Raw genomic sequence first — 23,660 nt, 5'->3', positions numbered from 1 at the left:
TCCGAACCTTCCTGGGATGTATCGCGTGCGAAGGGAGTGCGGCGGCGGGGATGGTCGGGGGCGGGGGCCGGGGCGGAGTCCGGGCGCCGAGGCCCGCACGGGGGATCAGAACTCCGCCGACCGGCCCAGCTCGTTGTCGATGAAGGCCAGCACCTCTTCGGCGCTGGCGGCCTCGATCCGTTCCGTGACGACGAGTCCGCCGGTCTCCGGGCCCGGTGCGTCCCATCGCGCGAGGAGCTGCCGCAGCCGTCCGGCGACGCCGTTCCTGGTGACCTCGTCGAGCGTGCCCGCGGCGAGCGCCTCCTCCAGCGTGCCGAGCGCGGCCAGCGGCGACGGGCCCTCGCCCGGCGCGGAGTCGCCGAGCAGCTCCGACGCCAGGTGCCGGGCGACGGCGGCCGGGGTGGGATGGTCGAACACGAGCGTGGCGGAGAGCCGTACCCCGGTGGCCCCGGTCAGCCGGGTGCGCAGCTCCACCGCCATCAGCGAGTCGAAGCCCAGCCTGCTGAAGTCCCGGTCGGCGGGGATCGCGTCCGCGTCGGTGTGCCCCAGCACGGCGGCGGTCTCCGCCCGTACCAGCTCGACCAGCCGGGCTTCCGCCTCTTCCGGGGCCAGCCCTTCCAGGCGCTGGGCGAGACCGGTGGCGCGCCCGCGCCCCGCAGCGGCCGTGCGGCGCCGCCTGCGGAGCAGTCCGCGCAGGATCGCCGGGATCTCCGCCGTGGTCCCGCCGGCCCGCGCGCCCGCGCCCTCGGCGATCAGGACCGGTACGAGCAGCGCCTCGTCGCGTGCGGTCGCGGCGTCGAACAGCGCGAGGCCCGTGTCCACCGGGAGCAGTGCCAGGTCCGAGCGGGTCATGCGTCCCATGTCGGCGTCGCTGAGACCGCTGGTCATTCCGCCGCCGGTCCGCGCCCAGGGGCCCCAGGCCAGGGACACCGCGGGCAGTCCGAGGGCGGCGCGGTGCAGGGCCAGGGCGTCCAGGAAGGTGTTGGCGGCGGCGTAGTTGCCCTGGCCGGGGCCTCCGGTGATACCGGCGACCGAGGAGTAGAGGACGAACCCGGCCAGGCCGAGATCGCGGGTCGCCTCGTGCAGATGCCAGGCCGCGTCCGCCTTCGGACGCAGTATCCGGTCGACCAGCGCCGGGGTCAGCGAGCCGATGGTGGCGTCGCCCAGCACACCGGCGGTGTGCACCACGGCGGTCAGCGGGTGTTCGGCCGGTACGCCGGCGAGCAGCCCGTCCAGGGCCGGGCGCTCGGCGACATCGCAGGCCGCGACGGTCACTTCGGCACCCTGGGCGGTCAGTTCGGCGCGGAGTTCCTTGGCTCCGGGGGCGTCGGGGCCGCGCCGGCTGACGAGCAGCAGGTGCTTGATGCCGTGGCCGGTGACGAGATGGCGGGCGAGTTCGGCGCCGAGGCCACCGGTGCCGCCGGTGATCAGGACCGTACCGTCGCGGTCCCAGGACCGGACGCCGCTGCCGGGCGACCGGGTCTGTGCCTGGGCGAGCCGTGCCAGCCGGGCCACCTGGATCCCGCCGCCGCGGACGGCCGCCTGGGTCTCCCCGGTGTCGAGGAGGGAGGGCAGCGTGGGCAGGACGGTGCGCAGGGCGGTGGTGTCGTGGAGGTCCTCCAGATCGAGCAGCAGGAAGGCTCCGGGGTTCTCCGACTGGGCGGAGCGGACCAGGCCCCAGACCGGGGCCGCCGCGAGATCCCGGACACCGTCCCCGGTGCCGGTGGCGACCGCGCTCCGGGTGACGAACACCAGCCGTGATCCGGTGGTCCGCGGGTCGGCCGACCAGGTGCGCAGCAGGTCCAGCACGGTCCCCATCACGGCCCGTACCCGGGTGGGCAGGGTTGCCCGCTGATCCTGACGGTCCGGCTGATCGTCCGTCAGATCGCTGACGGCCGGGGCCAGTACGAGGTCGGGCAGCGGTTCCCCGGAGTCGAGGAGTTCGCGCAGCGACGCCGCCCGTACGAGGGAGATGTCGTCCGGCGCGGCCAGGGTGTCTCCCAGGACCGCCCAGCGCCGGCCGGTGGGGGACGCGGGAGTGGCCGGTGCGGGAGTGGTGGGCGCGGAAGTGGTGGGAGCGGGCACCCAGTCGAGTCCGAACAGCGGACCCGGCGTGGGCTCGGCGGACCCGGCCGCGACCCCTGTCACGGAGGCCGGGCGCAGGGTCAGCGAGCGCACCGAGAGCACCGGCGCGCCCTCCTCGTCGACGGCGGCCAGCTCGACGGTGTCGGGGCCGGCCGGGGTGAGACGTACCCGCAGGGCCGTGGCGGCGCCCGCGTACAGGGTCAGCCCGCGCCACTCGACCGGAACGGTTCCGGCGAGCGGACCGGCGCCCGAGCCGTCGGAAGTGCCGGTGGTGCCGTTGGCTTCGGTGGCCCCGGGCGTCTCGGTCGTCTCGGTGTGGAGCAGTCCCGCCGCGTTGACGGCGGCGGTCAGCAGCGCCGGGTGCAGCGCGAACGCCCCCTGTGCGACGGCCTGTTCGTCTTCTTCGAGCGCGACTTCGGCGAAGACCTCGCCGTCCTGGAGCCAGGCGGCCCGGAGACCGGCCGCGCCGGAATCCGCGTCCGCGTCCAGGTCCGGGGGCAGGTCCAGGGACACGGCCCCGGCCGGCGGCCAGGCCTCCGTACCCAGTTCGGTGACCGGCGCCATGTCCGGCGCCTGATGTCCGGCGGCGCTCAGCACCCCGGCCGCGTGCAGGGTCCACGGCTGGTCGGCGCCGTCGGGGCGGGCGTGCACGGTCAGCACGCGGCGGCCGGTCCGGTCGGGGGCGGCCACTCGCACCTGCACCCGTACCGCGCCGTCGTCGGGCACGACGAGCCCGGTGGCGAGGGTCAGTTCCTCGACCGCGTCACAGCCGGTCTCGTCCCCGGCCCGTACGGCCAGTTCGACGAAGGCGGCCTCGGGAAGCACCGCGCCTCCGGGCACCGGACGGCCCGTCAGCCAGGGATGCGTCCGCGCGGACAGACGTCCCGTGAGCACCACCTCGTCCGAGCCCGCCACGGTCATCGCCGCGCCCAGCAGCGGGTGCCGGGCCGATTCGAGGCCGAGGCCCGAGGCATCGCCCGGGGCCGCCGAGAGCGACGGCCAGTACCGCTCGCGCTGGAACGCGTACGTAGGGAGCTCCACCCTGCGGGTGGCGGTCCCCGCGAAGACCGCACTCCAGTCGGCCTGAGCACCGTGGGCGTGTGCCTGGGCCAGCGCGGTGACCGCGGTCAGCTCCTCCGGCCGGTCCTTGCGCAGGACGGGCACCACGACCGCGCTGTCCGGGACGGACTCGCGGGCCATGGCGGAGAGCACACCGTCCGGGCCCAGCTCCAGGAAGACCTTCACGCCCCGCTCGGCCAGGGTCCGTACACCGTCGGCGAACCGGACGGTCTCGCGGACATGGCGTACCCAGTACTCGGGCGAGCACAGCTCGTCCGCCGACGCGAGAGCACCGCTCACATTCGAGATCACCGGAATCGCGGGCTCCTCGTAGCCGAGCCCTTCGGCGATCTCGCGGAACTCCGCCAGCATCGGGTCCATCAGCGGGGAGTGGAAGGCGTGGCTGACCGTGAGCCGGGAGGTCCTGCGTCCGTCGGCCGCGAGGAATCCGGCGATGTTCCCGACCTGCTCCTCGTCGCCCGAGAGCACCACCGAGCGCGGTCCGTTGACCGCGGCGATCGCCACGTCCTCGGACAGCAGCAGCCCGCTGACCTCGTCCTCGGCGGCCTGCACCGCGATCATGGCGCCGCCCTCGGGCAGCGCGTCCATCAGCCGGGCCCTGGCCGCGACCAGCCGGCAGGCGTCGGCGAGCGGGAACACCCCGGCGGCGTGGGCGGCGGCGATCTCACCGATCGAGTGGCCCGCCACGAAGTCCGGTGCGATTCCCCAGGACCGGACCAGCCGGAAGAGCGCCACCTCGATGGCGAAGAGGGCGGGCTGGGTGACGGCGGTCCGGTTCAGTGCCCCGGCGTCGTCTCCCCAGATCACCTCGCGCAGCGGGCGGTCCCGGCCTGCGGACTCGGCGTCGAGATGGGCCAGTACGGAGTCGAGGGCGTCCGCGAAGACCGGGAACCGGTCGTACAACTCCCTCCCCATGCCGAGCCGTTGGGAGCCCTGACCGGAGAAGAGCATCGCCAGGGACTGCCCGGCCGCCTCTCCCCTGGCGATCTCCGGCAGGCCCTGCCCGGTCGCCAGCAGCACCGCCCGGTGCTCGAACAGCGAGCGGGTCGTGGCGAGCGAGTGTGCGATGTCGGCCGGGGAGAGTCCGGGGTGTTCGGCCGCGAAGGATCGCAGCCGCTCGATCTGTCCGTCCAGCGCGGTCTCGCTCCTGGCGGAGACCGGCCAGGGCACCACGGCCGGGACGGAAGTCCCTTGGGCCGGGGCGAGGGTTCCGTCGGCCCGGGCGGGAATCCCATTGGCCGGGGCGGTGCCCGCGCTCTGCGTCGGGGCCTGCTCCGTCGGGGCCTGCTCCGTCGGGGCCTGCTCCGTCGGGGCCTGCTCCGTCGGGGCCTGCTCCAGCACCACATGGGCGTTGGTGCCGCTGATCCCGAAGGACGACACAGCCGCGCGCCTCGGGCGGCCGGCGTCCGGCCACACGGTCTGCTCGGTGAGCAACTCCACCGCGCCGGAAGCCCAGTTCACCCGGGTCGAGGGCTCGGTCACATGAAGGGTCTTCGGCAGTTCGCCGTGCCGGAGCGCGAGGATCATCTTCATCACACCCGCGACCCCTGCCGCCGCCTGGGTGTGCCCGATGTTCGACTTCACCGAGCCGAGCAGCAGGGGGCGCTCCGGGTCCCGGTCGCGCCCGTAGGTCGCGAGCAGCGCCTGTGCCTCGATCGGGTCACCCAGCGTCGTACCCGTACCGTGCGCCTCCACCGCATCCACATCCGCCGGCGACAGACCACCACTGGCCAAAGCCTGCCGGATCACCCGCTGCTGCGACGGACCATTCGGCGCCGTCAAACCATTCGAAGCGCCATCCTGATTCACCGCACTGCCCCGCACCACCGCCAGGACCTCATGGCCGTTGCGCCGCGCGTCCGACAGCCGCTCGACGACGACCACTCCGACACCCTCCGACCAACCGGTGCCGTCGGCCGAGTCGGAGAACGCCTTGCAGTGGCCGTCGGGCGCGAGGCCGCCCTGCCGGGTGAATCCGGCGAAGCTCGTCGCGGTGGACATCACGGTGACCCCGCCGACCAGCGCCATCGAGCACTCGCCGCCACGCAGCGCCTGGGCGGCCCAGTGCAGGGCGACCAGGGAGGAGGAACAGGCGGTGTCCACGGTGACGGCCGGGCCCTCGAAGCCGAAGGCGTAGGACAGCCTGCCGGAGATGACGCTGGCTGCGAGTCCTGTACCCGCGTGGCCCTCCACGTCCTCGTTCGCCCGGAGGACGAGATGGGCGTAGTCCTGACCGTTGGTGCCGACGAAGACTCCGGTACGGCTGCCGCGCAGCGATGCCGGGTCGGTGCCGGTACGCTCGACCGCCTCCCAGCTCACCTCCAGCAGCAGCCGCTGCTGCGGGTCCATGGCGAGCGCCTCGCGCGGCGAGATCCCGAAGAAGCCCGGATCGAACTCCGCCGCCTCGTACAGGAATCCGCCCACCCGGGTGGCGCTGTGGCCCTGGCCGTCGCCCGCCAGGACATCGAGGTCCCAGCCGCGGTCGGTGGGGAACGCGTCGATGCCGTCGCGGCCCTCGGCGAGCAGCCGCCAGAGGTCCTCGGGCGAGCGCACCCCGCCCGGGAAGCGGCAGGCCATACCGACGACGACGATCGGGTCGTCGTCTGCGGACCGGGTGTCCGCCCGGACGGGTGCGGCGCCGGCGAGGGCGTCCTCGCCGAGCAGTTCGGCGAGCAGGTGGTCGGCGAGGGCGCCCGGGGTGGGGTAGTCGAAGACCAGGCTGGCGGGGAGCGTCAGCCCTGTCGCGCCGGTGAGCCGGTTGCTCAGCTCGACGGCGGTCAGCGAGTCGAAGCCGAGGTCCCGGAATGCCTTGTCGCCCCTGATCGCCTCGGCTCCGGTGTGTCCGAGGACCGCGGCGCAGTGCGTACGGACGACGTCCAGCAGCACCGCGGCGCGCTCGTCCCCCGAGGCGTCCGGGACCGCGAGAAGGCGCTCCCGTAGCTCCGAAGCCGCTGTTCCGGTCTCCCGCCGGGTTTCCTGAAGCACCGTCAGCGCACTGCGGGCGGCGGGCAGTTCGGCCAGGAGCGGGCTGGGACGCAGGCTCAGCAGGGCGGTGAGCAGTTCGGGGCGCCCGAGGTCGGCGAGGACGACGGTCGGCTCGGGCTCGGCCACCACCCGGAACAGCGCGGAGACCGCCAGTTCGGGGTCGAGCGCGCCGGACGCCCGCCTGCGGTCGTGTGCCCGGGAACCGGTGGTACCGGATTGCTCCGCGCCGCCCGCCATGCCCGCGCCGTCCCACGCGCCCCAGGCGATCGAGGTGGCCGGGAGCCCGAGCGCCGCGCGCCGTTCGGCCAGCGCGTCGAGCACCGCGTTCGCAGCCGCGTAGTTGGCCTGGCCGGGGTTGCCGACCGAGCCGGCCACCGAGGAGAAGAGCACAAAGGCCGACAGCCCGAGATCGCGGGTCAGTTCGTCGAGGAGCAGGGCGGAGGCGACCTTCGCGTGGAAGACCGTCTCGAACCGCTCGGCGGTCAGCCCGGCCAGGACGCCGTCGTCCAGCACGCCCGCCGTGTGCACCACTCCGGTCAGCGGGCAGTCCGCGGGAATGGCCTTGAGCACCCGCTCCAGCTCGCCCCGGTCGGCGGCGTCGCACGCGGTGACGGTGACCTGTGCGCCGAGACCGGTCAGCTCCGCGAGCAGTTCGGGCGCGCCGGGCGCCGCCAGACCGCGCCGGCTCAGCAGGACGAGATGCCGGGTGCCCTCGCCGGCCAGCCGGCGGGCGACCCGCGCGCCGAGCGCGCCGGTGCCGCCGGTGATCAGGACGGTGCCGGACGGCTCCCAGCGTGCCTCGCTTCCAGCCGCTGTGTCGGGGGCGGGCGCGGGCAGCATCCGCCGGCCGAAGACGCCCGAGGCGCGGATCGCGAGCTGGTCCTCGCCGGTGGTGCCGGTGAGGACGGCGACGAACCGGCGTACGGCGTGCTCGTCCAGTTCTTCGGGGAGGTCGACGAGCCCGCCCCACTGGCGCGGATGCTCCAGTGCGGCGACCCGCCCGAGACCCCAGACGGCGGCCTGCGCGGGTACGGGCGGCGGCCCGGAGGGTACGGGGGCGACCGCGCCACGGGTGACGGCCCAGAGCGGGGCGGTCACTCCGGCGTCCGCAAGGGCCTGGACAAGGGTGGCGGTGGCGACCAGTCCGGCGGGCACACCGGCCGTACCGGACGACTCGTCCAGGGCGAGCAGGGACACCACACCGGCGAGGGTCTCGATGTCCGCGACCGCGGCGGAGAGCCGCTCCCGCAGAGCGACGGGGTCGGCGCCGTCGATGTCCACCCGTACCGCGGCGCTGCCGAGTGCGCCGGTCAGCGTGTCCGCCCAGGCCGCCCAGGCGTCGGCGGCTCCGGCCGCCGGGGCGAGGACCAGCCAGGTTCCGGGCGGGGCGCCCGGGGAGGCGGTGAGGGCCAGCGGCTGCCAGGACTCCCGGTGGCGCCACGCGTCCACCGTCGAGCGGAGCCTGCGCCGGGTACGCCACGACGACAGGGCGGGCAGTACGGCACCGAGCGAACCACCGTCCACGTCGAGCCGGGACGCCAGGGACTCCAGGTCCTCCCGTTCGACGGCCGCCCAGAACTCCGCGTCGACCGGGTCCGTACCGGCCGCGGTCTCCGCCGCCACGGCCACCTCGGGCCAGAAGCGCTCGCGCTGGAAGGCGTATGTCGGCAGGTCCACGCGCCGGGCGCCGGTGCCCGCGAAGAAGGCCGGCCAGTCCACGGCCGCCCCGGCCACATGGAGCCGGGCCAGCGCGGTGACGAGCGCGGTCTCCTCGCCGCGGTCCTTGCGGAGCGCGGGAACCACGACGGCGTCGGCGGGCAGGGACTCCCGGGCCGGCGCGGACAGCACCCCGTCGGGGCCCAGCTCCAGGAATACGGTGACGCCCTGGCCGGCGAGCGTACGGATGCCGTCCGCGAACCGGACCGCCTCACGGACATGCCGTACCCAGTACTCGGGCGAGCACAGCTCGTCGACGGAAGCGAGAGCACCGCTCACATTCGAGATCACCGGGATGGCGGGCTCCTGGAACGCCAGGGTCCCCACCACCGCCCGGAAGTCGTCCAGCATCGGGTCCATCAGCGGCGAGTGGAAGGCGTGCGAGACCCGGAGACGGGTGGTCCTGCGGCCGAGTGCCTCCAGTTGGGCGGCGGCCTCCAGCACCGCGTCCTCGGCGCCCGAAAGCACCACGGAGGAGGGGCCGTTCACAGCCGCGACGGACACATGGCCGGAGAGATACGGGGCCACCTCCTCCTCGGTCGCCTGGACCGCGACCATCGCGCCACCGGCAGGCAGCGCCTGCATCAACGAAGCGCGCGCCGCCACCAGCCGGCAGGCGTCCGCCAGCGAGAACACCCCGGCCACATGGGCGGCGGCGATCTCACCGATCGAATGCCCGGCGACAAAATCGGGCCGCACCCCCCACGACTCCACCAACCGGAACAGCGCCACCTCGATCGCGAACAACGCGGGCTGAGCAAGCCCCGTCTCGTTCAGCGGCGCGGCGTCCCCGCCCCAGATCACGTCGCGTACCGGACGCCCCAACTCCCCGTCCAGCAGCACCAGTACGGAGTCCAGCGCCTCCGCGAACACCGGGAACCGCCCGTACAACTCCCGGCCCATGCCCAGCCGCTGCGAACCCTGCCCCGAGAACAGCACCGCCGTCGGCCGCTCGGCCGCGAGGCCCCGGGCGATTTCCGGGACACCGTCGTCCGTCGCCAGCAGCACCGCACGGTGCTCGAACAGCGACCGGCTCGTGGCCAGCGAGAAACCGATGTCCACCGGCAGCGCGGGCGCGTACCCGTTCCCGTGTCCGTTCCCGCTCCCGTCTTCGGCGAATTCCCTGATACGGGCGATCTGGCCGTCCAGCGCCGCTTCGCTCTTGGCCGACACGAGCCAGGGCACGGCGCCCGGCGCCCCGTCCCGTGCGACGGTGGCCGGACCGGAACCGCTCGCGGTCTCAGTCGGGCCTTGCTCCAGGACCACATGGGCGTTGGTGCCGCTGATACCGAAGGACGAGACTCCGGCACGCCGGGCGCGGCCGGTCTCCGGCCAGGCGGTCGTGTCGGCCAGCAGCTCGACGGCGCCGGCCGACCAGTCGACGTGGGTGGACGGCTCGGTGAGGTGGAGCGTACGCGGCAGGGTGCCGTGGCGGAGCGCCATCACCATCTTGACCAGCCCCGCGGCGCCGGCGGCGGCCTGGGTGTGGCCGATGTTGGACTTCACCGAGCCCAGCAGCAGCGGCCGGTCCGCGTCGCGGTCCTGGCCGTACGTGGCGAGCAGCGCCTGCGCCTCGATCGGGTCGCCGAGCGGGGTGCCGGTGCCGTGCGCCTCGACCGCGTCCACCTCGGTGGGCGAGAGTCCGGCGTTGGCCAGGGCCTGCCGGATGACCCGCTGCTGAGCGGGTCCGTTGGGCGCGGTGAGACCGTTGGAGGCGCCGTCCTGGTTGACGGCGGAGCCGCGTACCACCGCCAGGACCTGGTGTCCGTTGCGCCGGGCGTCCGACAGCCGCTCCAGCACCAGCATCGCCGCGCCCTCCGACCAGCCGGTGCCGTCGGCCGAGTCGGAGAACGCCTTGCACCGGCCGTCGCCCGCCAGTCCGCCCATCCGGGAGAAGCCCGCGAAGTTCGCCGAGGTCGTCATCACCGTCACCCCGCCCGCGAGAGCGAGCGAGCACTCGCCGCCGCGCAGCGCCTGGGAGGCGAGGTGGAGGGAGACGAGGGACGAAGAGCAGGCTGTGTCGACGGACATCGCCGGGCCTTCGAGGCCGAGCGCGTACGCGAGCCGTCCCGAGACCACGCTGACCGCGAGGCCGGTGGTCGCGTGGCCCGCCATGTCGTCCTTGGAGCGCATGACGAGTCCGGCGTAGTCCTGGCCGCTGACTCCGACGAAGACACCGGTGCGGCTGCCGCGCAGGGCCGCCGGGTCGATTCCGGCGCGTTCCGCCGCCTCCCAGGAGACTTCGAGGAGGACGCGCTGCTGCGGGTCCATCGCGAGGGCTTCGCGCGGGGAGATGCCGAAGAAGTCCGCGTCGAAGTCGGCGACGTCCCGCAGGAATCCGCCCTGGCCCTCGACGGCGCCGATGGACGGGTCGGCCTGCCAGCCGCGGTCGGCGGGGAAGCCTGTGATGGCGTCCTCGCCGGAAAGGACCAGCTCCCAGAGGCCTTCGGGGGACTCGACCCCGCCAGGGAAGCGGCAGCTCATGCCGACGATCGCGATGGGATCGCCGGCGGTGGTGCCGTCGTCGGCCGTCTCGCGTGCGGTGACGGCGGCCTCGATGTCGTCCGCGCCGACCAGTTCGCCGAGCAGGAAGGCGGCGAGGCGGGCGGGGGTGGGGTAGTCGAAGATCAGGGTGGCGGGCAGGGTCAGGCCGGTGGCGGAGGAGAGCCGGTTGCGCAGTTCGACGGCCGTCAGCGAGTCGAAGCCGAGCTGCCGGAACTCCCGCTCCACGGCGATGGCCTCGGGCGAGGAGTGCGCGAGGACCACGGCGGCCTCGGTACGGACGAGTTCGGTGAGCAGCCGTGGACGCTCGGTCTCGCGCAGTGCGGCCAGCCGTTCGACGAGCCCCGCCCGGGACACGCTCGCGGCGCCGCTCTTGGCGGCGCGGCGGCCGGTCCGTACGAGACCCCGGAGCAGGGCCGGGACCCCGGCCGACGAGGGGATGGAGCCGCTGCCGATTCCGAGCGGCACCACCAGTGCCTCGTCGCTCAGGGTGGCGGCGTCGAAGAGGGCGAGGCCCTGCTCGACGGAGAGCAGCGGCATGCCGGAGCCGCTGACCCGGCGCACATCGTGGTCCTCCAGGGTGCTGGTCATGCCCGCGCCCTGTTCCCAGGCGCCCCAGGCCAGCGAGAGACCAGGCAGGCCGAGGGCGCGCCGGTGGGCGGCCAGGGCATCGAGGAAGGTGTTGCCGCCGGCGTAGTTGGCCTGTCCGGGGCTGCCCATGACTCCGGCGGTGGACGAATAGACCACGAAGGCGGCCAGGTCGAGATCGCGGGTCAGTTCATGAAGGTGCCAGGCGGCGTCGACCTTGGGGCGGAGTACGGAGTCGAGGCGCTCGGGGGTCAGCGAGCCGATGACACCGTCGTCGAGGACACCGGCCGTATGCACCACGGCGGTCAGGGGGTGGCCGGCGGGGATCGACGCGAGCAGTCCGGCCAGTGCTTCCCGGTCGGCCGCGTCGCAGGCGGCAACGGCGACGTCGGCGCCCGACTCCCGCAGTTCGGCGGCGAGTTGCTCCGCGCCCTCGGCGGCCGGGCCTCGACGGCTGGTCAGCAGCAGATGCCGGACACCGCGCTCCCGCACCAGGTGCCGGGCCAGCAGACCGCCCAGGCCACCCGTGCCGCCGGTGATCAGGACCGTACCCTCCGGATCCCACACCCGCGGCATGGTCAGCACGATCTTGCCCACATGCCGGGCCATACTCATGAAACGGAACGCGTCCCGCGCCCGCCGCACATCCCACGACCGCACCGGCAACGGCTCCAGCACACCCAGGTCGAACAGACCCATCAGGGCCTGGAGCATCCGCTGGATGCCGGCCGGATCCACCCAACCGAGGTCGAACGACCGGTAGTTCACCCTTTCGGGCAGATCGGCTGCCTCGCGGATGTCGGTCTTGCCCATCTCCAGGAACCGGCCGCCGGGGCTCATCAGCCGCAGCGACGCGTCCACGAACTCACCGGCCAGCGAGTTCAGAACGACATCGACCCCGTCGGTGACCTGGGAGAAGGCCGCTTCGAAGTCGGTGGTACGGGACGACGCGATGTGATCCTCGGCGACACCGAGCCCGCGCAGGACGTCCCACTTGCCCTCGCTCGCCGTCGCGAACACCTCAGCACCCAGATGACGCGCGATCTGAATGGCGGCCATGCCCACACCGCCCGCGCCGGCATGGATCAGGACCTTTTCGCCCTGGCGCAACTCGGCCAGCTCGATGAGGGCGTGATAGGCCGTCAGGAACACCAGCGGCATCGAGGCCGCCGTCTCCCACGACCACTCCTCGGGTACGGGGACCAAGCGGCGCTCGTCGCCGACCACATGGGTGCCGAAGCCGCCGAAGAGCATGCCGGTGACCCGGTCGCCGACCCGGAGCAGGGACGCCTCGGGCCCCGTCTCGACCACCACGCCTGCCGCCTCGGAGCCGAACAGCCCGGCGTCGCCGGGGTACATGCCCAGGGCGTTGAGGACATCGCGGAAATTCACTCCGGCCGCACGGACCTCGATCCGCACCTCGCGGCCGGTCAGCCGATCGAGCACCTCGGGGAAGGGGTCCAGGGCCAGACCGTCCAGACTGCCCTTGGCCCGGCTGCCGAGCCGCCAGGGCACTCCGGCCGGCGGCATCAGGCCCGTACCGGACTCCAGGCGCGCGAGACGGCCGACGCGCAGGGCGCCCGAGCGCACCACGGCCTGCGGCTCGTCGGAGGCGGCGAGGCCGGGCAGGTGCGGCAGGGCGGCGGCCGGGTCCGCCGAATCGTCCGCGTCGAGATCCACCAGCAGGAACCGGCCCGGGTTCTCCGCCTGCGCCGAGCGGACCAGACCCCACACCGAGGCGGCGGCCGTATCGGTGACCCCGTGGGCAGGGTCCTCGACCGCGCCCCGGGTGACAAAGACCAGCCGGGAGTTGGCGAACCGCTCCTCGGCGAGCCACTCCTGGATCAACTCCAGTACGTGCCGGGCGAGTTCATGGGAGGACTCGGCGCTGCGCGCGGGGTCGCCCGTGAGCGGTACGAGCACGGAGTCCGGCACGCCCTCGTCGTCGGGGCCGGACGGACCGGTGCGTTCCAGGAGGTCGGCGAGGGTACGCGCGGGGGCGCGCAGCCGGGCGGCGCCGACCGAGGCGAGCGCTCCGGTCAGGCCCAGTTCATCGGTGCCGAGCACCACCCACTCGCTGTCCGCGGCCGGGCCGTCGGAGGCCGCCGGGACCCAGTCGACCCGGAACAGCGAGTTCACCGCTTCGCGGCGGGTGTCGACCGCGGACGGCGGAGCGGCGGCCCTGAGGGCCAGCGACTCCACCGAGACGACCGGCTCGCCCTGGATGTCGACGGCGGCGATCCGTACCGCGTCCCGGCCCTCGCTGGTGACGCGTACCCGCAGGGTCGAAGCGCCCGAGGCGTGCAGGGAGACACCGTTCCAGGCGAAGGGCAGCAGGCTTCTGTCGTCGCCGTCCGCACTGGCGAAGACCGTACTGTGCAGGACGGAGTCAAGGAGCGCGGGGTGCACCCCGTACGCGTCGGCGTCCTCGACCTCGCGGTCCAGCGCGACCTCGGCGAAGATCTCCTCGCCACGGCGCCAGACGGCACGGAGTCCGCGGAAGGCGGGCCCGTATTCGAGGCCGTTGCCCGCGTACCGGTCGTAGAGCCCCTCGACATCGACGACGGTCGCGCCCTTGGGCGGCCATACGGTGGTGTCGAAGCCGAGTACGTGCTCGCCGCTGCCGATGCGGCCCGAAGCGTGCAGGGTCCACTCGTCGTCAGGCGCGTCGGCGGCGCGGGAGTAGAAGCGCAGCTCACGGCGGCCGTCGTCGTCCGCTCCGCCGACGGCGATCTGCACGTGGACCGCGCCGGTACGGGGCAGGATGAGCGGGGCGGCCAGCATCAGATCGTCGACGCGGTCGCAGCCGGCCTGGTCGGCGGCGCGGATCGCGAGTTCGAGGAATCCGGTGCCGGGGAAGAACACCATGCCGCCCACGACATGGCCGGCCAGCCAGGGGTGGGTGGCCAGGGACAGCGTTCCGGTGAGCAGCAGTTCGTCGGAGCCCGCGACCGACATGGCGGCGCCGAGCAGCGGGTGGTCGGCGGACGTCAGGCCGAGACCGGCGGCGTCCGCGGGCCGGTGGGTCGTCTTGGGCCAGAACCGCTCGTGCTGGAAAGCGTACGTGGGAAGGTCCACCGGGCGGGCGCCGGTGCCCGCGAAGAAGGCCGGCCACTCGACACCCGTACCGCGCACATGGAGTTGGGCCAGCGCGGTGACGGCCGAGGCCTCCTCGGGGCGGTCCTTCCGGAGCAGCGGTACGGTCACCGAGCCGCCCGGTGCCGACTCCTGGGCCAGTGCCGAGAGCACGCCGTCGGGGCCCAGCTCCAGGAACGTCCGTACGCCCCGCTCCCCCAGCACCCGTACACCGTCCGCGAACCGGACAGCCTCCCGGACATGCCGTACCCAATACTCCGGCGAGGACAGCTCCCCGGCCGATGCGAGAGCACCGCTCACATTCGAGATCACCGGAATCGACGGCTCGGCGTAGGACAGTCCTTCCGTCACCGCCCGGAAGCCGTCCAGCATCGGATCCATCAGCGGCGAGTGGAAGGCGTGCGAGACCCGCAGCCGGCTGGTCTTGCGGCCCAGCGCCTCCAGCTCGGCCGCCACCTCCAGCGCCGCGTCCTCGTCGCCCGAAATCACCACCGAGGACGGTCCGTTGACCGCGGCGATCGACACCCGCCCGGACAGCAGCGGCCGGATCTCGTCCTCGGTCGCGCGTACGGCGATCATCGCGCCGCCGGCCGGCAGCGCCTGCATCAGCGAGGCGCGCGCCGCCACCAGCCGGCAGGCGTCCGCCAGCGAGAACACGCCCGCGACATGAGCCGCCGCGATCTCACCGATCGAATGACCCGCCACAAAGTCCGGAGTCACACCCCATGACTCCACCAGCCGGAACAGCGCCACCTCCACCGCGAAGAGCGCCGGCTGAGTGAAGCCCGTCCCGTTCAGCCGGTCCGCGTCCTCACCCCAGACGACCTCCCGCAGCGAGCACCCCAACTCCCCGTCCAGCAGGGCCAGTACGGAATCGAAGGCCTCGGCGAACACCGGGAACCGCCCGTACAGCTCCCGGCCCATGCCCAGCCGCTGCGAGCCCTGACCCGAGAACAGCACCGCGCAGGGAGTACGGCCCACGACCGTGCCCTCGACGGTCCCGGGTGCCGTGCCGTGCTCGGTCCAGGCCGCCAGAGCGGCCCGCCCGGCGGCGCCGTCCTCGTCCGCGATCACGGCGAGCCGGTGTTCCAGGCTCGCTCTGGTGGTGGCCAGGGAGAGCGCCACATCGGCGGGGCGCAGTCCGGGTTCGCGCTCCAGCCGGTCGAGCAGACGGGCCGCCTGCTCGCGCAGCGCCTCCGGAGTCCGGCCCGAGATCACCCAGGGCAGCGCCCGCGCCTGAGTGGTGGCGGTCGCCTCCGGGGCAGGGGTCTCCGGAGCCTGCTCGATGATCACATGCGCGTTGGTGCCGCTGACCCCGAACGAGGAGACACCCGTACGGCGCGGCCTGCCGGCGTCCGGCCAGGCGCGGGCCTCGGTGAGCAGCTCGACCTTGCCCGCCGACCAGTCGACGTGCGAGGACGGCTGCTCGGCGTGCAGGGTCCGCGGCAGCACTCCGTGCCGCATCGCCATGACCATCTTGATGACGCCCGCGACACCCGAGGCCGCCTGGGTGTGCCCGATGTTGGACTTGACCGAGCCGAGGAACAGCGGCTGCTCGCGGTCCTGGCCGTACCCGGCGAGCAGGCTCTGTGCCTCGATGGGGTCGCCCAGCGGGGTGCCGGTGCCGTGCGCCTCGACCGCGTCCACCTCGGCGGGGGTGAGACCCGCGTTGGCCAGGGCCTGCCGGATGACGCGCTGCTGCGAGGGGCCGTTGGGCGCGGTGAAGCCGTTGGAGGCGCCGTCCTGGTTGACGGCGGAGCCGCGTACCACCGCGAGGACGGGATGCCCGTTGCGCTGCGCGTCGGAGAGCCGCTCCAGCATCAGGATCCCGGCGCCCTCGGACCATCCGGTGCCGTCGGCCGCGTCGGAGAACGCCTTGCACCGGCCGTCCCGCGCGAGGCCGCCCTGCCTGCTGAACTCGACCAGCGAGCCGGGGGTGGACATCACATTGACGCCGCCGGCGAGCGCGAGCCCGCACTCGCCGTTGCGCAGCGACTGTACGGCGAGATGGAGGGCGACCAGCGAGGACGAGCACGCCGTGTCGACCGTGATCGCGGGTCCCTCCAGGCCGAACGTGTACGAGAGACGCCCCGACGCGGCGCTGGCGGCGATCCCGGTGCCGACATCGCCGGTCGCGTCGTCCAGCGACCTGACCAGGAGATACGCGTAGTCCTGCCCGTTGGTGCCGATGAACGCGCCGGTCCTGGTGGAGCGGAGCCGGGTGGCGTCGATCCCGGAGCGTTCGATGGCCTCCCAGGCGGTCTCCAGCAGCAGGCGCTGCTGGGGGTCCATGGTGACCGCCTCGCGGGGCGAGATACCGAAGAAGCCGGGGTCGAAGTCGGCGACGCAGTCGAGGAAGCCGCCCTGCTGGCTGACCGAGGTGTCGCGGGCGTCGGTGCCGCTGTCGCGCAGCGCGTCCAGGTCCCAGCCGCGGTCGGCGGGGAACGCGGAGATGGCGTCGGTGCCGGACGCGACCAGGTCCCAGAGCCCTTCGGGCGAGGCGACATCGCCGGGGAAGCGGCAGGCCATGCCCACGATGGCGATCGGCTCGCTGGCGGCGGCGACGAACATCCTGTTCTGCCGTCGCAGCCGCTCGGCCTCCTTCATCGCGGCGCGCAGCGCTTCCACCACGCTGTTGCTCTGGGAGTTGTCCGTAGGGGCGTTCTCGGTGGGGGCATTCATCGTCTGCTCCATCGCTCCGTCACTCGCGCTACAGGTCGGACTGGCCGTTGAGCGCGGCCCGCACCAGGTCTGCCACGGCCATCGAGTCGATGGCCTCGCCGGATTCCTCGGTCTCGGCCGGGGCCGTGCCGCCCCGGCCGGCGAGCTGGAGCAGCGGCTCCAGTACGCCGATGTCCCGGAGCCGGGCCAGGGGCACGGAGGCGAGCAGGGCCCGGATCTCCGCCTCCTCGGCATCGGTCCCGGTGCCGTCCCCGGAGGCGGCGGTGTCGTCGGGGAGAAGCTGCCGCAGGACGTGCTCGGCGAGGGCCGTGGGGGTGGGGTGGTCGAAGACGAGCGTCGCGGACAGGCTCAGTCCGGTGACCGTGTTGAGCTGGTTGCGCAGTTCCACGGCTCCGAGCGAGTCGACTCCGAGGTCCCGGAAGGACCGTTCGGCGCCGACGGCGTCCGTGTCCGGGTAGCCCAGGACCTGGGCGGCCCGGGTACGGACCAGTTCCACGACGGTTTCGAGGCGCCGGTTCGCGGTCATGGCCAGGAGCCGGTCCCGCAGGCCGCCCCCGTCCGCGCCGGCGGCGGGGGCCGCTGCCTGGGCGGCGACCATGTCGCGGTAGCCGGGGAACTCGCGCAGCAGGGCGCTCGGGCGGTTCGCGCCGAAGGCGCCGACGAAGTGCTCCAGGGCCACTTCGGCGACCACCGCGGTCGGTTCGGCCTCCATGACCAGCCGCAGCAGCGCCTCACAGGCCAGCTCGGGATCCATGGCGCCGATTCCGGCGCGCCTGGCGGCCTCGTCGGCCCCCGCGCCCCCGGCCATTCCGCCGCCGCCCCAGGCTCCCCAGGCGATCGAGGTGGCCGGGAGGTCCAGCGCCCGCCGCCGCTCGGCGAGGGCGTCGAGGACCGCGTTGGCCGCCGCGTAGTTGGCCTGGCCGAGGTTGCCCACGGCCGCGGAGGCGGACGAGAAGAGGACGAAGGCCGTGAGGTCCAGGCCGCGTGTCAGCTCGTCGAGCAGCAGGGCCGAGGTGACCTTGGCGCGGAAGACCGGCGCGAACCGCTCCGGGGTGAGCCGGTCGAGCACTCCGTCGTCGAGGACTCCGGCGGTGTGCACCACGCCGGTCAGCGGGTGCTCGTCGGGGATGTCCGCGAGTGCGGCGGTCAGTTGGCCGCGGTCGGCGGCGTCGCAGGCGGTGAGGGTGACTCGGGCGCCGAGTCCTTCGAGCTCGGCGCGGAGCGCGTCCGCGCCGGGTGCCTCCGGGCCGCGGCGGCTGAGCAGCACCAGGTGCCGGACTCCGTCGCGGGCGAGCCTGCGGGCGACATGGGCGCCGAGGGCTCCGGTGCCGCCGGTGATCAGTACGGTGCCGGCCGGGTCCCAGGTACGGGCCGGGCGGTTGCCGGGTGCCCGGACCAGGCGCCGGGCGAGGACGGCGGAGGCCCGTACGGCCACCTGGTCCTCGCCGTCGAGTCCGGCCAGCACCCCGGTGAGCCCGGCGGCCGTCCGCTCGTCCAGGGCCTCGGGCAGGTCGATCAGCCCGCCCCAGCGCTCCGGGTACTCCAGCGCGGCGACCCGGCCCAGACCCCAGACGGCGGCCTGGAGCGGGTGGCGGGGTTCGTCCGTACGGTGCGTGGAGACCGCGCCCCGGGTCAGGCACCAGAGCGGGGCGCCGATTCCGGCGTCGCCCAGGGCCTGGAGCAGTACGGCGGTGAGGGCCGTTCCCGCGGGCACGCCGCCCGCCGGGGAGTCCCGCAGGGCGAGCAGCGAGACGACTCCGGCGAAGGGCGCGCCGTCGGTCCCGGTGCCTTCGGTACGGGCGCTGTCGGCCAGGGCCCGGAGTCCGTCGGCCAGTTCCGCCCGGTCGGGGGCGCCGACCGGGGCCCGTACGACCGAGGTGCCCAGCGCGTCGAGCGCCGCCGACACCCAGGCGTCCTCGGCCAGTTCCTGCGGGACGACGGCGAGCCAGGTGCCCGTCAGCGGCTTGCGGTGTGCGAGGGAGGCACCGGCCACCGGCTTCCAGACGACCCGGTGCCGCCAGCCCTCCACGACCGATTCGTCGTCGCGCTGCCGGCGCCAGTCCAGCAGCGCGGGGAGCACCTTCGACAGGGCGTCGCCCTCGACGTCCAGGGCGGATTCGAGCGAGGCGAAGTCCTCCCGCTCCACGGCTTCCCAGAACGCCTTGTCCGTCGCGGCGGTCTCCGGTGCCGCCGCGGCAGCCGGCGGGGTGTCCGGCCAGAACCGGCCGTGCTGGAAGGCGTATGTCGGCAGATCGGCCCATCGCGCCCCGGTGTCCGCGAAGAACGCGGACCAGCGCGGTCCCGCACCGTGCACATGCAGCCGGGCCAGCGCGGTGACCAGGGTGGTCTCCTCGTCCCTGCCCTTGCGCAGGACCGGTACGGCCAGGGCGGCGGGCGGGGCCGACTCCTGGGCCAGTGCGGCGAGCACCCCGTCGGGGCCCAGCTCCAGGAAGGCGGTCACCCCGCGCGCGGCCATCGTCCGGACGCCGTCGGCGAACCGTACGGCCTCGCGGACATGCCGTACCCAGTACTCGGGCGTGCCCAGCTCCCCGGCGGTGGCGAGAGCACCGCTCACATTCGAGATCACCGGGATCCGGGGCGTCTGGTACGCGAGCCCCTCGGCGACCGCGCGGAAGCCGTCCAGCATCGGGTCCATCAGCGGGGAGTGGAAGGCGTGCGAGACCCGCAGCCTGCTGGTCTTGCGGCCCCGCTTCTCCAGTTCGGCCGCGACCTCCAGCACAGTGTCCTCGTCACCGGAGATCACCACCGACGTCGGACCGTTGAGCGCGGCGATCGACACCCGGTCGGCCCGGTCGGTGAGGAACGGAGCGATCTCGTCCTCGGTGGCCTGGACGGCGGCCATCGCGCCGCCCGCGGGCAGTGCCCGCATCAGCTTCGCGCGGGCCGTGACCAGCCGGCCGGCGTCGGCCAGCGAGAACACCCCGGCCACATGCGCGGCGGCGATCTCGCCGATCGAGTGCCCGGCCACAAAGTCCGGGGTCACCCCCCAGGACTCCACCAGCCGGAAGAGCGCGACCTCGACGGCGAAAAGCGCGGGCTGGGTGAAGCCCGTGTCATTGAGGGCCTCGGCGTCCTCGCCCCAGATCACGTCGCGCAGCGGGCGCTCCAACTGGCCGTCCAGCACCGCCAGTACGGAGTCCAGGGCCTCGGCGAAGACCGGGAACCGCTCGTACAGCTCACGGCCCATCCCGAGCCGCTGCGAGCCCTGGCCGGAGAAGAGGACGGCGCGCTTGCCGGTCTTCTCCACCCGGTGCTCCGCGAGCTGGGCGAGGGTGTTGCCCTCGGCCAGGGCGGCGAGACCGTCGAGCAGGGCGTCGCGTCCGGTGACGGTCACGGCGGCCCGGTGCTCGAAGACCGAGCGGGTCGTGGCGAGCGAGAAGGCGAGGTCGGTCAGGTCGAGACCGGGGCGCTCGGTGATGTGGGCGAGCAGTCGGCGGGCCTGGGCGCGCAGCGCGTTCTCGGTCCGGCCGGAGAGCAGCATCGGCAGCGTGGCCGCCTCGCGGCTCCCCGACGGGGCGTCGGGCCCGGGGTCCGGTGCCTGTTCCAGGATCAGGTGCGCGTTCGTACCGCTGGCGCCGAACGAGGAGACGCCGGCGCGGCGCGGGCGACCCGAGTCCGGCCAGGCGACCGGCTCGGTGAGCAGCCGGGCCGCGCCCGCCGTCCAGTCGACATGGGAGGTCGGGGTCTCGGCGTACAGCGACTTCGGCAGGGTGCCGTGCCGCATCGCCATGACCATCTTGATCACGCCCGCGACACCCGAAGCCGCCTGGGTGTGACCGATGTTGGTCTTGAGCGAGCCGAGGAGCACCGGGCGCTCCGGGTCGCGGTCCTGGCCGTAGGTGGCGAGCAGCGCCTGTGCCTCGATCGGGTCGCCGAGCTTCGTCCCCGTACCGTGCGCCTCGACGGCGTCCACATCGGCGGGCGACAGGCCGGAGTTGGCGAGGGCCTGCCGGATCACCCGCTGCTGGGCGGGGCCGCTGGGCGCGGTCAGCCCGTTGGAGGCGCCGTCCTGGTTGATCGCGCTGCCGCGCAGGACCGCCAGTACCCGGTGGCCGTTGCGACGGGCGTCGGAGAGGCGCTCGACGACGAGCATGCCCACGCCCTCGGACCATCCCGTGCCGTCCGCCGCCTCGGAGAACGCCTTGCAGCGGCCGTCGGCGGAGAGCGCGCCCTGCGCGCTGAACTCGACGAAGCCCGCCGGGGTCGCCATCACGGTCACCCCGCCGGCCAGCGCGATCGAGCACTCGCCGGAGCGCAGGGCCTGGGCCGCGAGATGCAGCGCGACCAGCGACGAGGAGCACGCGGTGTCCACGGAGACCGTGGGGCCCTGGAGTCCGAAGGAGTACGCGAGCCGGCCGGACAGCAGGCTCGCCGACTGCGCGGTCTCCCACTGGCCCGCCTCGGCGGGCGGCCGGTAGTCGCCGCTGCGGCCGCCGACATAGACGCCGGTGGTGCTGCCCCGCAGGGTCGCCGCGTCGATACCCGCGCGCTCCAGCGCCTCCCAGGCGGCTTCGAGGACGATGCGCTGCTGCGGGTCCATCACGATCGCCTCGCGCGGCGAGATACCGAACAGGCCCGGGTCGAAGTCGGCCGCGTCGTAGAGGAATCCGCCCCGGCCGGTGGCGCTGCGCCCGCGTCCGCCCTCGGGCGGGCCCCCGAGCAGGGTGTCGAGGTCCCAGCCGCGGTCGGTGGGGAAGTCGCCGACGGCGTCGGTGCCTTCGGTGACGAGCCGCCACAGGTCCTCGGGGGAACCGACGCCGCCGGGGTAGCGGCAGGCCATGCCGACGATGACGACCGGGTCGTCGTCCGTACGGACCGAAGCCGCGACGGGTGCGACGGTGGCGGTGACCTCTCCGAGCAGCGACGCCCGCAGCTCCGCCGCGAGTTCGGCGGGCGTGGGGTGGTCGAAGACCAGGGTCGCGGGCAGGCTGAGCCCGGTCGCCTCCCTGAGCTGGTTGCGCAGGTCGACGGCGGTCAGCGAGTCGAAGCCGAGGTCCCGGAAGGGCAGATCGGACTCGACCGCGGTGGTGTCCGGGTGGCCCAGGACGACGGCGGCCTTCTCGGTGACCAGGGTGAGCAGCGCGTCGGCGCGCTCGGTCGCGGGCAGGCCGAGCAGCCACTGCCGGTACGTACCGGCCCCGGACTCCGGCAGTTCCTCCGCCCGGTCGCGGGCCGCCGTCCCGATGGCGGTACGGGCCTCGGGCAGGTCCGCGAACAGCGGGCTGCGACGGGCCTCGGTGAAGGCGGGTGCGAAGGTCTCCCAGCGCACATCGGCCAGGGTGACCGCGGCCCCGCCGTCGGCGACGGCCCGGCCGAGGGCGGTGAGCGCCGCGTCGGTGTCCATGACGGGCAGCCCGTTCATCCGCAGATGCGCGGCCATGGAGTGGTCGACGGCATCCGTCCAGGCGCCCCAGGCGACCGAGAGGGCGGTGGCGCCCCGCACGCGGCGCTGCCGGGCGAAGGCGTCCAGGAAGGCGCCGAGCGCGGCTTCGGTGTCCCGGCCCCGTACGCCCCAGACTCCCGCGATCGAGCCGAACAGGACGAAGGCGTCCAGCGGCCGGTCGCCGAGGACCGCGTCGAGCTGGACCACTCCGGCCAGTGCCGAGGCGAGCGCGGCCTCGGAATCGTCCGCCGGCTCCTGGGCGTGGATCACGGCGGTGAGCGGCGCGTCCTCCGGGACGGTGGCGAGCAGCGCGGTCAGCGCGTCCCGGTCGGCCGGGTCGCAGAGGGCGACGGCGGCCGTGGCGCCGAGCTGCTTCAGCTCGGCTTCGAGCGCTTCGGACCCGGCGAGGTCGGAGGGGTGACGGCCGGTCAGTACGAGATGCCGGGCGCCGTCACGGGCCAGCCGACGGGCGGCCCGGGCGCCCATCGTCCCCGTACCGCCGACGACGAGCACCGTGCCGGAGGGCCGCCAGAAGCCGCCCTCGGCGAATGCGCCGGACGCACCGGATTCCGCCGGCGCTTCAGGTGCTTCAGGTGCCGTACGGACCAGGCGTCGGCCGAAGGCGCCGGTGGCGCGGACCGCGATCTGGTCCTCGCCGTCCCGTCCTGCCAGAACGGCGGCGAAGGCGGCCCCCGTCGGCTCGTCCAGCGACTCCGGAAGATCGATCAGTCCGCCCCAGCGGTCCGGGTGTTCGAGCGCGGCGACCCGGCCCCGGCCCCAGACGGTGGCCTGTGCCGGGTTGCGCACCGGCTCGGACGGGGTCACGGAGACGGCTCCCCGAGTGACGCACCACAGCGGGGCGTCGATACCCGCCGCGTCGAGGGCCGACAGCAGCGCGGCGGGCGTCGCCGGGACGGCGGGCAGGTCGTCCGCTCCGGTGGCGAGCAGGGAGACGACCCCGGCGAAACCGGTTCCGTCCGGGCGCCCGGAGACCTCCTCGGAGTCCGGCTCCGCGCCCGCCTCCATGACCGCCGCCGAGGCAGCCGACGCCAGCCGCTCCCGCAGGGCCGCTTGGCCGTCTGCGGTGAGGTCCACTTCCACCCGTAGGGCATCCGGGCCCAGCGCCTCGACGGCGGCGGCCGTCCACTCGTCCCGCGCACCGGCCGGTACGAGCACCAGCCAGGCGCCCAGCGGTCCGGCGGCGAGCGGTCCGGGCAGCTCCGGCAGCCCGGTCCAGCCTTCCTGGTAGCGCCAGTTCGCCCCGGCGGTCCGCTCGTTCCTGCGGCGGCGCCACGCGGAGAGCGCGGGCACCATCGTGGTCACGGTCTCGCCGTCCAGGTCCAGCGAGACGGCCAGCGACTCCAGGTCCTCCCGCTCCACCGCCGACCAGAACTCGGCGTCCACCGGGTCCGGCGCGCCGCGTCCGGTACCGCCCGCGCCCGCCGGCGGCACGGCGGCCTGCGGCCAGTACCGCTCGCGCTGGAACGCGTACGTCGGCAGCTCGACCCGGCGCGCTCCGGTG

2 protein-coding genes (1 of these 2 cut by a window edge) are annotated in these 23,660 nt (G+C 74.2%); both read right to left on the bottom strand.

What is annotated here, in order from left to right; translation table 11 throughout:
* Positions 1–105 precede the first annotated feature (105 nt).
* Entirely contained in the window at positions 106–16,734 is a 16,629-nt protein-coding gene (locus KQY30_RS34590) for a type I polyketide synthase (protein ID WP_254407469.1), read from the bottom strand.
* A 28-nt stretch (positions 16,735–16,762) separates the two neighbouring features.
* Positions 16,763–23,660, bottom strand: the 3' end of a protein-coding gene (locus tag KQY30_RS34585; protein ID WP_217310436.1) for a type I polyketide synthase. The gene runs 21,743 nt beyond the window's last position; only the last 6,898 of its 28,641 coding nucleotides appear in the window; its start codon lies off the right edge, out of view; its stop codon occupies positions 16,763–16,765.

The sequence above is a fragment of the Streptomyces sp. GMY02 genome (assembly GCF_019056675.1).
Lineage (GTDB): Bacteria > Actinomycetota > Actinomycetes > Streptomycetales > Streptomycetaceae > Streptomyces > Streptomyces odonnellii.
This window is presented reverse-complemented; position numbering and strand designations above follow the sequence as displayed.